Below are 16517 nucleotides of genomic sequence, written 5' to 3' on the forward strand. Positions count from 1 at the left end.
AGAGCGTCACAGGATGCATTCCCACGCGGAGCGTGGGAACGATCAGCGTGAGGGCGATGAAAATTCCCCTGTCCGATTTTCATGACCTACGACCTCCCATACCTCTGCGCGACATCCCTTATCCCTACACGAAAATTACTTTCACCTCGTTTGAAAATCACACCTCGAAATGTTTTATGAGTTTCACAATCCATTCGACGTGACCCTTTCGAGGAGTACCGCATGACACCGTCATTCGGCTATTGGCTGCTGGTTTACGCCGCCATCGCCATCATCGCGCTGATCGTTCTGATCGCCCGTTACCGACTCAATCCGTTCATTGTCATCACCCTTGTGTCCATCGGCCTGGCGCTGCTGGCCGGGATGCCACCGTCGGGCGTGGTGGGGGCGTACGAAGCGGGCGTGGGCAAGACGCTGGGCCATATCGCACTGGTGGTCGCACTGGGCACGATGCTCGGCAAAATGATGGCCGAGTCCGGGGGCGCCGAGCAGATGGCGCGAACGTTGATCGACCGCTTCGGTGAGAAAAATGCGCACTGGGCGATGGTCTGTATCGCTTTCCTTGTAGGACTGCCGCTGTTCTTCGAAGTCGGTTTTGTACTGCTGGTGCCGATCGCATTTACCGTGGCGCGGCGCGTGGGCGTTTCGATTCTGATGGTCGGTTTGCCGATGGTGGCCGGGCTTTCGGTGGTCCACGCCCTGGTGCCGCCGCACCCGGCGGCGATGCTGGCAGTGCAGGCCTATCAGGCCTCGGTGGGGCAGACCTTGCTCTATGCGATCCTGATCGGGATTCCGACCGCGATCATCGCCGGTCCGCTGTACGCCAAGTTCATCGTGCCGCGTATCCAACTGCCGGACGATAACCCGATGGAGCGTCAGTTCCTTGAGCGTGAACCGCGCGACAGCCTGCCGGGTTTCGGCATCACCATGGCGACCATTCTGTTGCCAGTGGTGCTGATGCTGGTTGGTGGTTGGGCCAATCTGATTTCCACGCCGGGCAGCGGTTTCAATCAGTTTCTGTTGTTCATCGGCAATTCGGTGATCGCCTTGTTGCTGGCGACTTTGCTGAGCTTTTGGACCCTCGGACTGGCCCAAGGCTTCAACCGCGAATCGATCCTCAAATTCACCAACGAATGCCTGGCACCGACCGCCAGCATCACCTTGCTGGTGGGCGCGGGCGGCGGCTTGAACCGGATTCTGGTGGACGCTGGCGTCACCGACCAGATCGTCAGCCTGGCCCAGGTATTCCACCTGTCGCCGCTGTTGATGGGCTGGCTGTTTGCCGCGTTGATGCGCATCGCCACCGGTTCTGCCACGGTGGCCATGACCACTGCGTCGGGGATCGTCGCGCCAGTGGCCATTGGTCTGGGTTATCCCCATCCAGAGCTGTTGGTGCTGGCGACGGGCGCGGGGTCGGTTATCTTTTCCCACGTCAATGACGGCGGTTTCTGGTTGATCAAGGAATACTTCAACATGACCGTCGCCCAGACCTTCAAGACCTGGACGGTGCTTGAGACCATTATCTCGGTCGTCGCCTTCGGTCTGACCGTTGGCCTTTCTTACCTGCTTTAGCCGGAGCCGCCCGCCATGGACATCCTCTACCAGATCCGCGCCCGTCAGGATTCCTTCAGCGCGGGAGAAGGACGCATCGCTCGGCTGATGCTGGAGGACGTAGGATTTGCCTCCGCCGCCAGCCTCGATGAACTGGCGCTGAGAGCGGAAGTCAGCACCGCCACGCTCTCGCGTTTTGCTCGCACCGTCGGCTGCCGCGACTTGCGCGATCTACGGCTGCAACTGGCTCAGGCCAGCGGTGTCGGCAGTCGCTTTTTGGACCCGGCGGGCACGCCCGAGCAGTCGGCGTTCTATGGGCAAATTGTTGGCGATATCGAATCGACCCTGCGCCAGCATCTGTCGGCGTTCGATGAGTCGCGTTTCGCCGACGCGGTGAAGCTGCTGGGCAAGGCGCGGATGATTCACGCCTTCGGCATGGGCGGATGCTCGACCTTGTGCAGTGATGAATTGCAAGTGCGGCTGGTGCGGTTCGGCTACCCGATTGCGGTGTGCCACGACCCGGTGATGATGCGCGTCACCGCCGCCAGCCTCGATGCCGAACGCGCCGTCATTGCCTGCTCGCTGACCGGCATCACGCCCGAACTGCTCGAGGCCGTCGAGCTGGCGCGCAGCTACGGCGCACGCATTCTCGCCATCACCCGGGCCGACTCGCCGCTGGCGCAATTGGCTGATGTGCTGCTGCCGCTGCAAGGCGTCGAAACCTCCTTCATTTACAAACCCACGGCGGCGCGCTACGGCATGTTGCTGGCCATCGACGTGCTTGCCACCGAGCTGGCGCTGGCCAATCCTGAAGACAATCAAGAGCGTCTGCGGCGGATCAAACTCGCCCTCGACGATTACCGCGGCGGCGACGATCACTTGCCGCTGGGAGACTGACATGATGTACGACACGCTGATCCGCAACGCCCTGATCATCGACGGCAGCAACGCCCCCGGTTACCCCGCCGACGTGGCGATTCTGAACGGCCGCATCGAGCGTATCGGCGACTTGCACGATGCCAGCGCCACCGAAGAAATTGACGCCGCCGGCCGCGTATTGGCACCAGGTTTCATCGACGTGCACACCCACGACGACACCGTGGTGATCCGCCAGCCGCAGATGCTGCCCAAGCTCAGCCAGGGCGTGACCACAGTGATTGTCGGTAACTGCGGGATCAGCGCTTCTCCGGTGAGTTTGCGCGGCGATCCGCCCGACCCGATGAACCTACTCGGCACCGCAGCAGCGTTCGTTTATCCGAGGTTCAGCGACTACCGCGCAGCCGTCGAAGCGGCAAACACCACGCTGAACGTGTCCGCACTGGTCGGTCACACGGCGCTGCGCAGCAACCACCTCGACAACCTGTTTCGCACCGCCACGCCGGACGAAATCAGCGCGATGCGCGAGCAACTGCGCGACAGTCTTGAGGCCGGTGCGTTGGGCCTGTCCACGGGGCTTGCCTATGCCAACGCGTTCTCGGCTTCCACCGATGAAGTGATGCAATTGACCGAAGAGCTGACCGCCTTCGGCGCGGTCTACACCACCCATTTGCGCAGCGAATTCGAGCCGGTGCTGGAGGCCATGGATGAGGCGTTCCAGATCGGCCGTCATGCCAAAACACCGGTGATTATTTCCCACCTCAAATGTGCCGGCGCCGGTAACTGGGGGCGCAGTCCGCAACTGTTGGCGTCCCTCGAACACGCGGCGAAAACCCACCCGGTAGGCTGCGACTGTTATCCCTACGCGGCGAGCTCCTCGACGCTGGACCTCAAGCAAGTCACCGACGCTCATCGCATCACCATCACCTGGTCAACGCCGCACCCTGAAGCGGGCGGCCGTGACCTGATGGACATCGCCGCCGAGTGGGGCGTGCCGTTGCTCGAGGCCGCTCGACGACTGCAACCGGCCGGGGCGGTGTACTACGGAATGGACGAGGCGGACGTACGAAGAATCCTCGCGCATCCGCTGTCGATGGTGGGCTCTGACGGATTGCCGGAAGACCCGTTTCCGCATCCCCGCTTGTGGGGCGCATTCCCACGCGTGCTCGGACATTTCAGTCGCGACGTGGGGCTGTTTCCGTTGCACACCGCCGTACACAAGATGACCGGGTTGTCGGCGGCGCGATTTGGCTTGAAGGAACGTGGCGAAATCCGTGAAGGACATTGGGCGGATCTGGTGTTGTTTGATCCTGTGACGATTCGCGATGTGGCGGATTTCAATGATCCGCAACGGGCGGCGGAAGGGGTTGATGGGGTTTGGATCAACGGTGTCTTGAGTTACAGCGAAGGTCAGGCGAACGGCAGAAGGGAAGGGCGGTTTCTGGCGCGGGAAGGAAATTTGAGTAAAGGCTTTCATTCATCGCGTTGACGCTAAAAGATCGCAGCCTGCGGCAGCTCCTACAGGGAACGTATTTCGATGTAGGAGCTGCCGCAGGCTGCGATCTTTTGATCTGCTCCGCATAGTGGCATATTGCAATTAAAGAAAGCCATCACCGAGCCGAAGTGCTGACATCCATCCCAACTACAATGGGGTGTCTTATCAGTCTGGGAGCAACTCCATGAGCTTCGGCAAAACCACCCCGATCCTGCGGATTTTCGATGAAACCAAAGCAGTGGAGTTCTACGTCGACTTCCTGGGGTTCAAGATCGACTGGCAGCATCGTTTCGAGCCCAACTTTCCGTTGTACCTGCAAGTCTCCCGTGGTGAGTGCGTGCTGCATCTGTCCGAACATCACGGAGACAGCACGCCGGGCTCGGCATTGCGGATCGAGACCGATGAGCTTGAGGTCTTTCAGCAGCAATTGTTGGCGAAGGAATACAAGTTTTCGCACCCACAGATACAGGCAATGCCCTGGGGCAGCCAGGACATGACCATCAGCGATCCGTTCGGCAATCGGTTGGTGTTTACCAATGCGATCAGTGTTTGATTGAGCGAGGTTAAGCGAGGCCCGTCGATTTCCCGACAAGCCTCGCGGGCCAACTTCAAACAAAAAACTTGCCTTGCGATTTGTTGTGTTCATTGAGCTTGAACAGCAATTCCCTTCCTCTTTGTATCGTTGCACGTGTGATGTTCACCTCACGTTGCATAGAGGCGCGGCTTATGAGACTTGAACTTTCTACACCTATACGATTGGCCATGCGATCAGTGGTTTGACCCAGTCTGCCTTTCACACCTGCGGCATAAAACTCCTCCACTCCCAATTCGTCAAATGCTGCATTGATGGCGTGCGCGTCGTGCTCCAGATTGTTGTCGAGTTCTATCAGGGCATTGTTCAAACGCTCGATTTTCTGTCCCGGCAGACCTTCGAGGGCTTTGGTCGCTTGAGTCGAGGATTCAAAGTTTGGAATCCATGCGCCTTTGACCTCAAGCACCTTTGTCAGAATGAAGCCGGTGGTCATCACCGACAGGTTTTTCTGTCCGGTCTCCTTCCGTGGATTCAGGTCCTCTGCTTTTAAGTGCTGCAACTTTGCGCTCACGTCATAGAAAGCCGTCCGGCCTCCATATTCTATTTCGTCAGGCTTCAGTCGGCGGGTCTGGGGATACATGGCGACGGGCAGATGCCGTGTTGCATTGAATTTGCTGGCAAGCTTGTCAGTCGTTAAAGAAGTGGTGACTGTCGCCGCTAACATGCCAGCCGGCCCGGTCGGTGCGGCCAGCAGGCCGGCCCCTAACGCCAACACATGCCGCACTGCGTTATAGGCGTAACTCTGAAACAGTCGTTTTACGATGTCTCTTTTTCTCATGCTGTTGTAGAGCTGATGGTTCAGCGTGCCAACCCTATTGTTCACTTCGTTCAAAATGCTGGGATAGGTACCTAATTCTTCCTTGATGGCAGCTTCGTCTTTTTGATTGCCGTGACGATCGATGTAGCGCAGTGGGTTATTCCCGACCATGCAATACAGGTTCGGCCCGTCAACCGTCCCCGCCGGATCGGGACTGATCCAGCGCTGCAACCATGGCGCGTAATATCGAGCTCCGTAGTAATAGAGGCCACTGGCGTCGCGTTCCTTGCCCGAATACCGGATGGTTCGATAGTCGGCTTCCACCTTCGAACGAGATGCTGACCAAGCGGTTCCTCCATAGGGTAAATAGCTTTCCTGACTGATCAACCACGCCTGGTTGTCGAGTTCCAGCGAGCTGGAACCCAGATGATCGTCGAGGCTGTAGCGCAATTGGTTTGCAGCGATACCGCTCGGCCGGCCGGTGGTCCAGTGCAGGTAGCGAACGTTGCAACGACCGGCTTGCAGGGTAATGACTTCCAGGCGTTCGTTGTTGCGGGTGCGAATTTCGAGGCCTGGCAGGTAGCGGACTTCTCGGGTGTGAGTCACCGATGCCGCATAGGTTGTTTGAATCTTGCGTACGCGTTGCCCGCTGCTGTCGTAACAATATCGTTCAATGTCATCGCGGCCATCGTCACGCTGGATCAGCTTCACGCTTTTGAGTTGATTGTGGAGGTTCCATTCCAGTGTCTGGCCCGGGTATAGCGCCTGCTGGTTACCGTTGGCATCGAAATTCGCAGTCGTATCAGCCATTGAGCCGCCCTTGTTCCAGGACAGAAGGCGATTGCTTGCGGCGGCAATATTCAACGTCCGGGTATAGCTACTACGGTCGCGAACATGACGCAGTCTAGTCAGGTTGCCACCGGCATCGTATTCGTAGTGCTCGGCAAAGTTGAACAGTTGATTGGCGTCAATCGGTGTTCTGCTGGAAGTGGGAAGGTGGGGGTGAGTATTCTGTCCCGCTGCTTCACGGCCTGTCGCGCTGGTCAGTTGGTAGAGGCTGTCGTACGTGAATGTGCTGACAGCCTCGACCTTTTGATTACTGCCGAAGTGCACCGGTTGAGCCCTGTCCTCGATTTGCATCACATTGCCCACCGCGTCATAGGTGTAGTGCAAATCCTGCAAGGTGCTGGCCGACACAGATGCGCTGAGTGAGGTCAGGCGGCCACTGGCCGGATCGAACACGGCGTGGCTGATAACACCGTTCCCGGCGGTCTGGTATTCAACCTGGCCAAACGCGTTGTAGACCAGATCCTTCAGGATGATCTGTTCATTAGCCGTTTCCCTGATTAACAAACTGATTGTCTTGAGTTGGCCAGCGACATCAAATGAGAAGCGCTGTTGATGTTGACTGGCATCGATCTGCAGGATGGGTTCTCCCAGCGCGTCGTATTGCCAGGTCGTCTCATGACCGTTCTCCTCTTCAAGCAGTCCATCGCGCTTCGTCTCGTCCGTCGGCCAATATGGTTGCCGGGGATCCAGGAGGAAATGTCGTGTTTGGCGAAGAGGTTTGGCGCAGAGCGCGTACTTGTTGATGAGCAGGGTGCCGGCGCTGTCATCATGACGGGTCAGTGCGCCGCACAGATTGCGCTCCGCAGATTCCGGCGAGCTATCGCCGTAGCTCAAATGCTCGATCACGCGCAAAGTCTGGCCTGCCGCTTGTTCCTGAACGCTGACAGGCCTGAGCTGGTTATCGTAGGTCGTTTGCCAATGACTGCCGCGCTCATCCCAATTGCGCAATGTCTGCCCCGCGTCTCCGGGCAGATACAGCCGCCAACCGGCGTCGACACTGTCCACCTTCAGCAACTTGCCGGACAGGCTGTAGATGCTTGTCAGGTTGGCCTTTGCAGCCTCGCCAAACAGTCGAGGATCCCATTGCGTAACCAGGCGTCCGGCAAGGTCGTGCGCCTGGCGGGTAATCCGCGCTTGTGCAGTTGTGGCCGCGTCACCGCGCCAGTAAGCGACATGCCGAACTGTCAGGCCTCGGCTGTCGACAACGTTGAGCGTCGGTGTCTTGCGATGCAATTGCGCGCTCATGCGTCACCTCCGGAAGTGGCAGATGCTTTGGGCGTTATCTCCTCGAGCGTATCGTTCTCGTCCTCATCAACGGTGTACCAGGGATGTCGGGTTTGCCGCCGCATATAGGAAAGATCGCCTTGTTTGGCGAGTCGTGTGTGAGTCGGTCGCCCCAGCGCATCGTAAAACTGCAGGTCGCTGTGGCCAAACTGCCGCAAGGATGCATCGTTGATGTACTGATGCTGATCGGCAAAGTACGGGCGGTAAGTCCGGATCACCAATCCCTTGTTGTTGTATTCCACCCGTTCGCTGGTACGCCAGCGCTTTGCTGACATCTGCTCAATCGGTTTTCCATCCTTAAGGGTCAGCTCTGCTTTGGCGTTGATGACGTAGGCCGATCCCGATTCGACCTGTTGCTTGCTTTGCAGTGTTCGGCCGAAGCCATCGCAGCAGGTGACGGTGCTGCGGATTTGTTTCTGGTTATCATCGGGATAACGATCGGCGACCAGGACCGCGACATGTACCGGTTCACGGGGTGAGTTGTCGATTTCGGACTTCAGTTTCTCATCATCGGCAGAACATTTCTCAAGCCCCGCCAGACGCTCTCGAGTCCGGTTGAAAATAAATCCACCGGGCAGCAAATCCCCCTTGGCGACACAACGCGCCAGCCAATCACTATCCTTCATAGCTGTGTCCGAGAGACGTCCCATCCAGCTGAATGGCGCAAGAAACGTAGCGCTGGCGGCCTTCTGCAACGCTTTTTTTCCGTCTCCTATTGCATCATTTGGGCTGGTGAGCTTCGGGCGTTTGTAATCAGCGATCGGTTTGAAACCTGTGAGTGTGTTGCCCTCAGTACCGTAAAAGCTGCTGGCCAGTATCTCGCCAAAGCCGTCGTAGAGACCTTCTTGAATGTTCCCGTTCGGATCGATGATGCGTCGGGGTTGAAGTGTGCGGTAATCATAGGTGGCGTGGGTGAAGCAACCATCAGGCAGTTTGAGCGCGGTCATGAATTGGCAGTATTTGTCATGGCTGATATCAATCTCACCATGGCTTTTATTCGGGCATAGGCTCCGTGTTTTGTAAAAACCTTCCAGAGTAGCGTAGGTAGCGAAACTGCTTTTGACCGACCAGAGTTTTCTTGGGGGCGTTGTTATAGGGAGGAAATCAATCATACGGTGATAGCCACTGCGTTCGAGTAACTTTCCTTTTGGGCGAGTTTCCTGTGACAAAAGGTGGAAAGCTTGCAGGGCTGATTCGTCCAGCTCGGCGGTCTCCAAATGGTCGGCCAAGGCTTCGAAGTGAGCGAGACCGTCCTGCAGGGTTTCTGCGGTCGAGGTGTTCTTGTAGCGTTGCACCGACAAGCCAGTCAGAGTGCTTTGGGTTACCCAGGCCGTTTCCTTGACTAGCGCGATGAGTTTTTCATAAGTCATGTCCTGTGCAGTCAACCCTCCCGTTTCGGGAGCCTTGGGGCGTTTCAATGCATTGGTTCGCTGGCGATACGGCAGGCCTAGCCGCCATCCCTGGGACTCCTGAAGATGGATAAACTCGGCACGGGTTTCGTTCAGGTAGTAGAACTGCTGTGCAGGATCATGAGCATCGCGCCACCATTGTTGTTGATCGGCATCGCTGAAGGGTGGGGTATCGCTGTCCGTTTTGCGGCGAGCGTAATGGACGCTCACGCTGTGAGTCAGTGCGCCATATAGGTCATGCTGCAGATTGAAGGTGTGCTGGCATTGCGGATCATCAGCAATCCCTTCGTATTGATAGCTGATGGACTCCAGCAGTAACGGCAACATCCGGGTGTAGCGCCGATTTACCTCCAGGGCTTGTAGCAAGCGCACGCGATAACGGTGTTCCTGAACCGAATAAAGCGTTTGGGTTCCCTGGCGCTTATCGACGCCGAAAATTTCGGTGCGTAGCAAACGACCATTCAGGGCGCGCGCCATTTCCAGGGTCGTCGGCACGTTTGGCGAAGCGATGACTGTGTCACTCTCTGTCTCGGAGTGGTATTGGCAAAGTAGTGCTTTGCCCAATGCCACAGCTTTTTTGTCCGCTCTGTGATAACCGTTACGGGGCAGGTCCACGGCTTGCCCAGTGTGGAACCAGCTCTTTTTCAGGGACGGTGTCGTAAAACCTTGCAAGTCGGCATCGCCGGGGCTGGTTTCGCTGTCAGTTTGCAGCACCAGGCCGAAGCCGCGAAACTCTCGCTCGATGCCATCGTAATAGCCTTGGCGATAGGAAAAGTTCTGCGTAAGTCGATTGCCAGTGATCTCGTCGAGCTGGGTCTGATTCGAGACCAGATGCAAGGCAAATGGCACACGACAGGTGGGGGGCTTGCCGCGTTTGTTTTTCTCCGCTTTCTCGTCCAGCCACTCCTGTGCCGAACTGCGGTAGATGATGATGCCTGCGGCGCCCATATTGTTGTTGGTGCCCGTGAGTAAATACGGTTTTTCACTGACAAAGTCGTAGCGCCAATGCCGGGGTGCCATGTGCGGCACGCTCAGAATCAGGCTGGAACAACCGAGCCCCAGCAGGTTGGCGATGCTCACTTGGCAAAAACGGTCGTAGCGCACACCTTGCGGCCAAGGCAGGGCAATCGGAGGGGAAAAGCCGTTGCCGCAGCGGTTCATAAAGATCAGCGCCTGATCTGCTTCCAGATAAATCAGGTCGGCGGCACCGGAGCCGTCCAGATCTGCCAGACGAATACACGACGCGTCGAATATCTCGTAAGCAAGGTTCGGCGAACCCAACACGATACCTTTACCGAAACGCCCATGCCCCAGGTTCGGCCAGCACTTCACTTCGTTGTGACGAATGCGCACCAGATGCTGTTGACCGCTGCCCAGCATATCGCTGAAAGCCACCAGCTCGGCGGACGAAGAAGTCACTGCGGGAAGGGAATCTTCATCTTCTTTGCGAAGCACTTCGCGGGCTGCTGAAAATCCCTTTTCCCGCCGATTAGCGTACAGGCGTACGCTTCGCGGGCCGATCAGTGCCAGATCGTTGAGACCATCACCCATCAGATCGGCCAACTGCCCTTGTGGGTGGCAAAACTCCAAGGGGAACGCATCAAACGTCGTGAAGTTTGACCACTTGCCGTCAGGGTCCAGGGAAAAAAAACCGTTCAAGCCCGGCTGAACAATGATCCAGTCCAGTCGACCATCGCCCGTCAGATCGCTCAATGACTGGCGCGCAGATTTGGAAGTATCTGCGTTAGGAATACTGGGCACAGTGCGCCATTCACCGTAAACCACCTCATTGCTTCTGGCTTTTGCTCGCAGGGGCTCGCGGTAATACCAGACCGTATCAACTCGATAGAGCAGGCCCGGCAGACCTTCGCCGTACAGGTCCACCAATTGATAATGTTGGTCGTCATTGAGACCGGGCATGTCCTGAAACTGCTGCCAGAGGTGGGCGTCAGACGGAAGTTTGAACTCGCTGTAGCTGAATTCAACGGGCGGATGATTTTCGGCGGTTATCGAGTCGCCATACGCTTGGTCATGGGCGGCGGTCAGGCGTTGATAGCCCAGTGGCGTCTGACGGTAATCGATTAGCAGGCGCCGAACCAGCGCGGGATCGGTGCCCAATTCATCGGGGAAGAGGTGGAACATCAGAACCTGGCGGCACAAACGTTCAGTGCGTATTTCAAAGCCGTAAGCGAAGCTGGAAAAGGCATCGCTACGTGCTTGCCAGTGCTGCCCGGTATATGCCGGTTTCTGTTGGTACTCCAGGCTCCGTTCACCGTAGTCGAACACCAGTTCGAAGTGCCACTTCACAGATTTCAGCTCATCCGGTTTCCATAGGTACAGGTGTGCATCGGCCGTGAAGTTGCCATAGCTCACACTGCTCAGGTAGCGCTGGGCCGTGGCGCCGTTGTGATCATCCTCGGCCTTGTACTGGTAAAGGATATGCTCGCCGAGCGGGTTCAGACTTTCTTCAAGCAGCCATTGGCCAACACGGTTCACATCCTCAGGGTCAGAGATGCGCGATGCCGGTTTTTTTCCAAACAAATGAAGGCTGCCGTCGGCCCCGTGCACCAACCAGAAACCCGGCCTGTCGCTCTCGGAGAACCAGTGTTCAACTCTGTCGAAGGTGCTTTCGAGGCGCGGGAAATGGCGTACCACGGTGTAGGTCGTATTGAGTTCCAGGTCGTTGTAGCGAGCGGTGCTAGTTGAGCTGATGACGCCTTGGGAATCTCGCTCGGGCATCCACACAACCCCGTTGGGGCCGACGATCTCGTCATCGTCGGTATAGGCCGGAACACCCTTATTGACACCTCGCCCCACGGCAGGTAGTGACATTCCCCAGCCGATTCCAAACATACTGTTACCGACCGAACTGGCATAGCTCAGCGATAAGGAAGGTGCGAAGCCGCGGCCTGGCGAAATGGGCAAGGCAATCTCATACGAGGCGGTGCCATTGGCGCCGATAGCCCCCCAACCTTTGCCAATGCTTTGAATGGCGCCACCCCCTTTGGGCAGTGCAGGTGCGGTCACAGACATTGCGGCGTGTTCACTCATTGCGAACCTCCGTCTACTCTGGCCGTGTAGTTCACATGCACGATAATGTCGGTCAGCGATTCCAGCATGGCTTCCTGAAGTGTGGGGTTCGGGAAGGTCAGACGCCATGTTGAGATTGCACCGGTGTATTCAAAAGGCAGGTAGCGTTCATCGTTGAAGTTCAGGGTGAACAAGCCGTTGTCGTCGACCCCAGTGGAAAGAGCGATTTGCTGATTGGCTCGTTTATTCTCCATGGTGGGTCCTTTGTCACCTGCGGACATGAACACTTTGCTGGAGATTTGAGTCAGCGTTGCCCTGACGTTTTCATAAGGCCCCAGCAAGGCTGGCAAAGAGACGCTAATGGTCTTGATGCGTCTCAGGTAATGTTTCTGGTCTTTATAGTCGGCCTCAAACATTGCGTGAGTCAGCTCGAAATCACAGGCCCCGTTCTTCAGCTCGGTTTGAATCTGCGACCACGGTTTATTAACCGAGTGGTCCTTGTCCTTGATCTCACGTAGCGACACCGTTTTACGAATTTCCAACTCCCGCTCGTGGCGCTGCATGTAGTCGGTCTGCATCTTCAACAGGCTCAGTTTCAACTGTTCGCCTGCGCCTAGCCCACGGTAACTTGTGTTCCATGTTCCGGCTTGGACAAACCGCGTGGTGAAATCGGCACGCTCGTATTGCCAGCAGGCTTCGGCAGTCAGGCACAAGGCCAGCGTCGCGTCATAAGCCTGGTAGTACAGCGTGGCAAACTGACTATTGAGCCATTGGTACAGTTGCGCTTTAGTAAAGCGCTTGCCGAGAAAGTCGTAGTTGGCCTTGGCGTGGCTCAATGTTGTTTCAGCCAGGCGCAGTTGCAGGCGGGAGGCCGTTTCTTGCTCGGCGAAGTGCACCAGTTGTGCATCGATTTGCACGAGTTCGAGTTGCGCCTGATCACGGGTCAATGTCCACTCTTCCCGGCGACGACTGAACTGCGCCGTACGGTCGAGATTCAATGCCGAGGTGCGAGCTTCTATTGCACTGCCTTGAGCGAGCGCAGTGGCGGCGTGCGCCGTCCCTTCCCAACGCATGCCGCCATCGCTTAATCCAAAAATGTTTGGTAAGAGCATCAGACCGCCAGCGATGACCTGAGCGGCCGATGCAGCAACTTCGCCTGCACCGCTGCTCAAATATAATTGACTGGCCAGCCTCTCTGTTTCAGTGATGTCTTTTTCCAGCAACTGTTGATAGTGGAAGACTCGGCTCTGGACAATCGCTTTGCTGGCCAGCAGTGCCTGGCGGTTTTGATGATCGATGCGTAGTGCCTGGGTTTGCAGCTCGACAGAGATTTTCGCCAGGTTCCAGGCTTGCTGTTGCTGCAGATCCTGTAACTGCGCCTGTTCTTTGCGTTCGATCAGCGACAGCAGCGTGGCACCGAACTGACTGACCCTTTCCACTGCGCTCAGGGCCAGACTGTGCATGACAGTGAAGCGATAGGGGGGGATTTGCGTGTTTGGCAATTGTGAGGTTGTGCCATTCAAGGCACTCGACACATTGGCACTGAGTAAACCTCGCGGGTCCAAAGGTGCCGCGAACAATGGCAAATGCAGCGGCTTGCCGGCGATGTCGAGGTTGTGCCTCAGGTTGTACAGGCGACTCTCGACGATATCCCAGCGCCTGAACAGCAGCGGGTTGAATGGCAAGCGCAGATGCGAGGTATCGATAGCTGGCAGGGACGTTTGAGGATTTCTGCCAGGTACCAGCAGCGGGCGGTTATTGGTTGAACGGGTCAGTGAACGCTCGAATGTGCGCAGATTTTTACTGGATGTCTCGCTCAAGGTTTGCAGATCAATGGCCGGCCATTGATCCACTTGCTGAACAATCGGGCGTGACCCCAACAGATCCTGCGTCCGCATGTACCATAACTTCGCCTCGGCGAGGCTGTCGGGAGTCAGCGTCCGATAGGCGCAATCACCGCGATTGATCAGGATATCGAGGTACAGGAAATACAGCGATTTACGAAAGTGCATCGGATAGCTAAGGGCAATCTGGTGCGGATCATGGGGTGCCTGATCGGCGTAAGCTGCGGGTGTATTTGCAGTCAAGGGTAAAGCGTTCCAGCAGTCGGAGCGTTTGCGGCTTGGATCGAAGGTGTATCGGATCCAGCGTTCTGCTTCGTCGTACTGGTGTTCGGTGTTCAATCGATGCGCGACTAACCACGGCAAATAAAGAAACAGCTCGGTGAAGTAACGACCGTAGGCACCGTGGAAATCCATCTTGCTTGTAACATCACCTTCAATATGAGGTTCGCGCAGGTGCTGTGTTTCACTGCTGAATAGCTCATCGAAACTGTTTACAGTCCTGCGGATCAACTCTGGAGCGAGCGTGGTGTTCAAGCGGATCGTTTCGCGAGGGAGGAGGCCCGCATCTCTGTTGGCGATTTCCGAACCTGAGAAATCGAGAAATTGAGTGGCTCGCAGGCGGGGCGTCGCTCCATAGGCAATGACGGGAGGTTGGCGCGAAGTGGGGACGGTGACGACATCCAGTTTGATTGCTTTGAGGGAGGAATAGATGGGGGTATTCGGTTCGCCAGGGCGGGTCAGGGCAATCCCGTAGAAAAACGTTTCGCCGGCTCCATCGATATCCTCGCGGGTCCATGTGTGCCGAAAGTCCTCGTTCAGTTCCATTCCCGGAAATGACTTCGCTATAACCTCCAGGTGCTTGAGATCAAGGGCGTGCCCCCTGGAGGTTCCTGATTGGCGGAAAATGACATATTGAATGCGTAACGGTTCGTCGTACCGAAAGGAAGCGTGATTGAAGTTCAGTACTGGGTTACCTGCTTCTGCAAAGAGAACGTTTTCTACGCGACCTCCGCCAGTGCTGTCGGAGCTGTTCGAATGTACTTGGATCAAGTGTCTTGCTGCTGCTGTGGAAATTAGTTTTCCGCTGAGGTTTTTTCCATTGTCGAGTGTAAAACCGGGTGAGTTTTCACTGTCTCTCAATACGTTGGTCAGGTGGGCGAATGACAATGAATAAGTGCGGTTGGGACTCCCCAGTAGATTGTCCGGCGCTTCAAAATGCGAGCCCTCAGCAAGTCGTACATACGCAGTATCCGGCAGGCTTTGAGGGGGGAGCTTAAGTCTCAAATCAAGCAGAGGGGGGCTATCTGGCCGGGACGAAAAAAGGAAACTCATCGCATTGGCTGTAGGAGAAAGGCTGATGCCGGGGGTGATGCCGTTTGAGGTTGTGAGGCCTAACGTCAGAGAAGAGGTGGCAGGGTCATAGCGTCGTGTGGCGTTAATCCGACTCTGGTATCCATTGAAGTTCGAGATGGCTGCGACTGTGCCCGAGGGCAGTTCAATGTCAGAGTGGTCGATTTTTGTTGATGTCTGTTCCTGGAATTGGCCTTTCGCCTGAATACGACCGCTTTTAGAGTCCTCAAGCGTTCTCAAGCCCTGATGGGGGTTACCCTCTAGTTGGTTTGTCACGGCCTGCTTTGTTGAAGCTGAAATGCCAGGCTCTTGTATGAGATGTTTGTCGATGTAAGCCGTATTCAAGTAAATGCATTGGTTGTCTGTTGCCAATGTTGATTGGGTTTTGGATTCATGGACGCATAAGGTGAGAAAAAGTAAGTCGCGCGTACCTTTGCGGTGGTGCACGGCTGCGGTATCCACTAGCGGCTTGATAGCTTCCATGTCTTTGCCCTGGAACTTGTCGTCCTCACCATAACCTTGCAGGCAAACTCGTGGGGCGCTCCAGCTTCCATCCTGTTTTTTGTAGCATAGGTGCAAGCGCAACAGAGGGAGGCCTGGGGTCAGTTGCGCATTGCCGGGGCTCGGTGAGGCTGTGCCGTGGCCCGGAGGATTCTGATGTATACACTCTGCCCAGACTACAAACAGACGATTGTTGAACCAGACAGGACGAATCGTGTGTTCGATCGCTTGATCCGCTATAGGCACATCAGCTTTTTCCCAGTCCGACCAGGCGTACGGATCTGGTTGATCGAGTTTGTGCGGGCTGGCGGGTATCGGTGCAGCCGCTCCATCAATCGGACGCTGGGCCATGTTCAATGAGCGCCAGAAATAGGTGTTCTCGGAGCGGGATTTGGCGATGAAGTAGTAGGTGCTGTTGGCAAAGTCTTCACCATCGATATAGCCGTTGAGAATTTGCAGATTGGCGACTTCTTCGAAACGCGTCAGGTAGCCTAGAACGGCCGACTGAACGGCGTCGGGTTGAATCCGGTTTTGATTGAGATCATTTTCCAGTTGCCGGAAGTTGTCGCTCTTGTTGTTCCTCAGGCTCGGATCCAGATAGATCGACGGAAAGTAAAGTAACTGTTGATGCGCGGCCCAGATCGGGTATTGGTGCATCTCGTTGCGCCAAGTCTGCATCCGCTCGGGAGTCAGGGTTGTGGTGTCATAACCGGGTTCCATGTTCATCAGGATGCGATGGATATATTGCTGCAGGCTGGCAATGGCGCAAGCCACAGGAGTGGTGGGCACATCCTGGCTGATCAGCACATCGAGTAACCAGTATTCGTAGAGGTGCTGAGCCGTTTTGAGTCCCAGTGTTTTTGTCGTTTCGTCGTTGGGTGAAACGGTGTTCAGGTAGAACGCCAACAAGGCATCGCGCAGGCTTTCATCAAGCTGTTTTTTCAATGCAACGGTCATATTCATTCCTTGAATATTGAAA

The 16517-nt window shown here is 56.3% G+C and carries 7 protein-coding genes; 4 read left to right on the forward strand and 3 right to left on the reverse strand.

Going from position 1 to position 16517, the window contains the following annotated elements; genetic code table 11:
* The first annotated feature begins 222 nt into the window (after positions 1-222).
* The 4 genes from ACA059_RS03440 to ACA059_RS03455 all read left to right on the forward strand — a co-directional run bounded on the left by ACA059_RS03440 (position 223) and on the right by ACA059_RS03455 (position 4475).
* On the forward strand, positions 223-1572 hold the full coding sequence (locus tag ACA059_RS03440; RefSeq protein WP_497270504.1) for a GntP family permease: 1350 nt from the start codon (positions 223-225) through the stop codon (positions 1570-1572).
* A 15-nt stretch (positions 1573-1587) separates the two neighbouring features.
* Positions 1588-2448, forward strand: a complete 861-nt coding sequence (locus tag ACA059_RS03445; protein ID WP_497632731.1) for a MurR/RpiR family transcriptional regulator — start codon at positions 1588-1590, stop codon at positions 2446-2448.
* A gap of 1 nt (position 2449) precedes the next feature.
* The gene (locus ACA059_RS03450; RefSeq protein WP_497632732.1) at positions 2450-3916 is read left to right on the forward strand and encodes an N-acyl-D-amino-acid deacylase family protein; all 1467 of its coding nucleotides are present in this window, start codon (positions 2450-2452) and stop codon (positions 3914-3916) included.
* Positions 3917-4106: 190 nt separating this feature from the next.
* A complete protein-coding gene (locus ACA059_RS03455; RefSeq protein WP_497632733.1) occupies positions 4107-4475 on the forward strand; it encodes a glyoxalase superfamily protein in 369 nt (122 codons plus the stop codon).
* Positions 4476-4530: 55 nt separating this feature from the next.
* Here ACA059_RS03455 and ACA059_RS03460 read toward each other — a convergent pair whose 3' ends face one another.
* From ACA059_RS03460 to ACA059_RS03470, 3 genes are read right to left on the reverse strand one after another with little or no spacing between them, the layout of a single operon-like run.
* The gene (locus tag ACA059_RS03460) at positions 4531-7365 is read right to left on the reverse strand and encodes an RHS repeat domain-containing protein (protein ID WP_497632734.1); all 2835 of its coding nucleotides are present in this window, start codon (positions 7363-7365) and stop codon (positions 4531-4533) included.
* Positions 7362-11864, reverse strand: a complete 4503-nt coding sequence (locus ACA059_RS03465; RefSeq protein WP_497632735.1) for a SpvB/TcaC N-terminal domain-containing protein — start codon at positions 11862-11864, stop codon at positions 7362-7364. Before ACA059_RS03465 ends, ACA059_RS03460 begins: the two co-directional genes overlap by 4 nt.
* The gene (locus ACA059_RS03470) at positions 11861-16495 is read right to left on the reverse strand and encodes a Tc toxin subunit A-related protein (RefSeq protein WP_497632736.1); all 4635 of its coding nucleotides are present in this window, start codon (positions 16493-16495) and stop codon (positions 11861-11863) included. The genes ACA059_RS03465 and ACA059_RS03470 overlap by 4 nt, the downstream gene beginning before the upstream one ends.
* Positions 16496-16517: the final 22 nt, after the last annotated feature.

Source organism: Pseudomonas sp. LBUM1647 (assembly GCF_059716175.1).

Bases quoted from the DNA above. Each gene is read 5' to 3' on its own strand.
- ACA059_RS03440 (WP_497270504.1), top strand. From the start codon at position 223: ATGACACCGTCATTCGGCTATTGGCTGCTGGTTTACGCCGCCATCGCC.
- ACA059_RS03445 (WP_497632731.1), top strand. From the start codon at position 1,588: ATGGACATCCTCTACCAGATCCGCGCCCGTCAGGATTCCTTCAGCGCG.
- ACA059_RS03450 (WP_497632732.1), top strand. From the start codon at position 2,450: ATGATGTACGACACGCTGATCCGCAACGCCCTGATCATCGACGGCAGC.
- ACA059_RS03455 (WP_497632733.1), top strand. From the start codon at position 4,107: ATGAGCTTCGGCAAAACCACCCCGATCCTGCGGATTTTCGATGAAACC.
- ACA059_RS03460 (WP_497632734.1), bottom strand. From the start codon at position 7,365: ATGAGCGCGCAATTGCATCGCAAGACACCGACGCTCAACGTTGTCGAC.
- ACA059_RS03465 (WP_497632735.1), bottom strand. From the start codon at position 11,864: ATGAGTGAACACGCCGCAATGTCTGTGACCGCACCTGCACTGCCCAAA.
- ACA059_RS03470 (WP_497632736.1), bottom strand. From the start codon at position 16,495: ATGACCGTTGCATTGAAAAAACAGCTTGATGAAAGCCTGCGCGATGCC.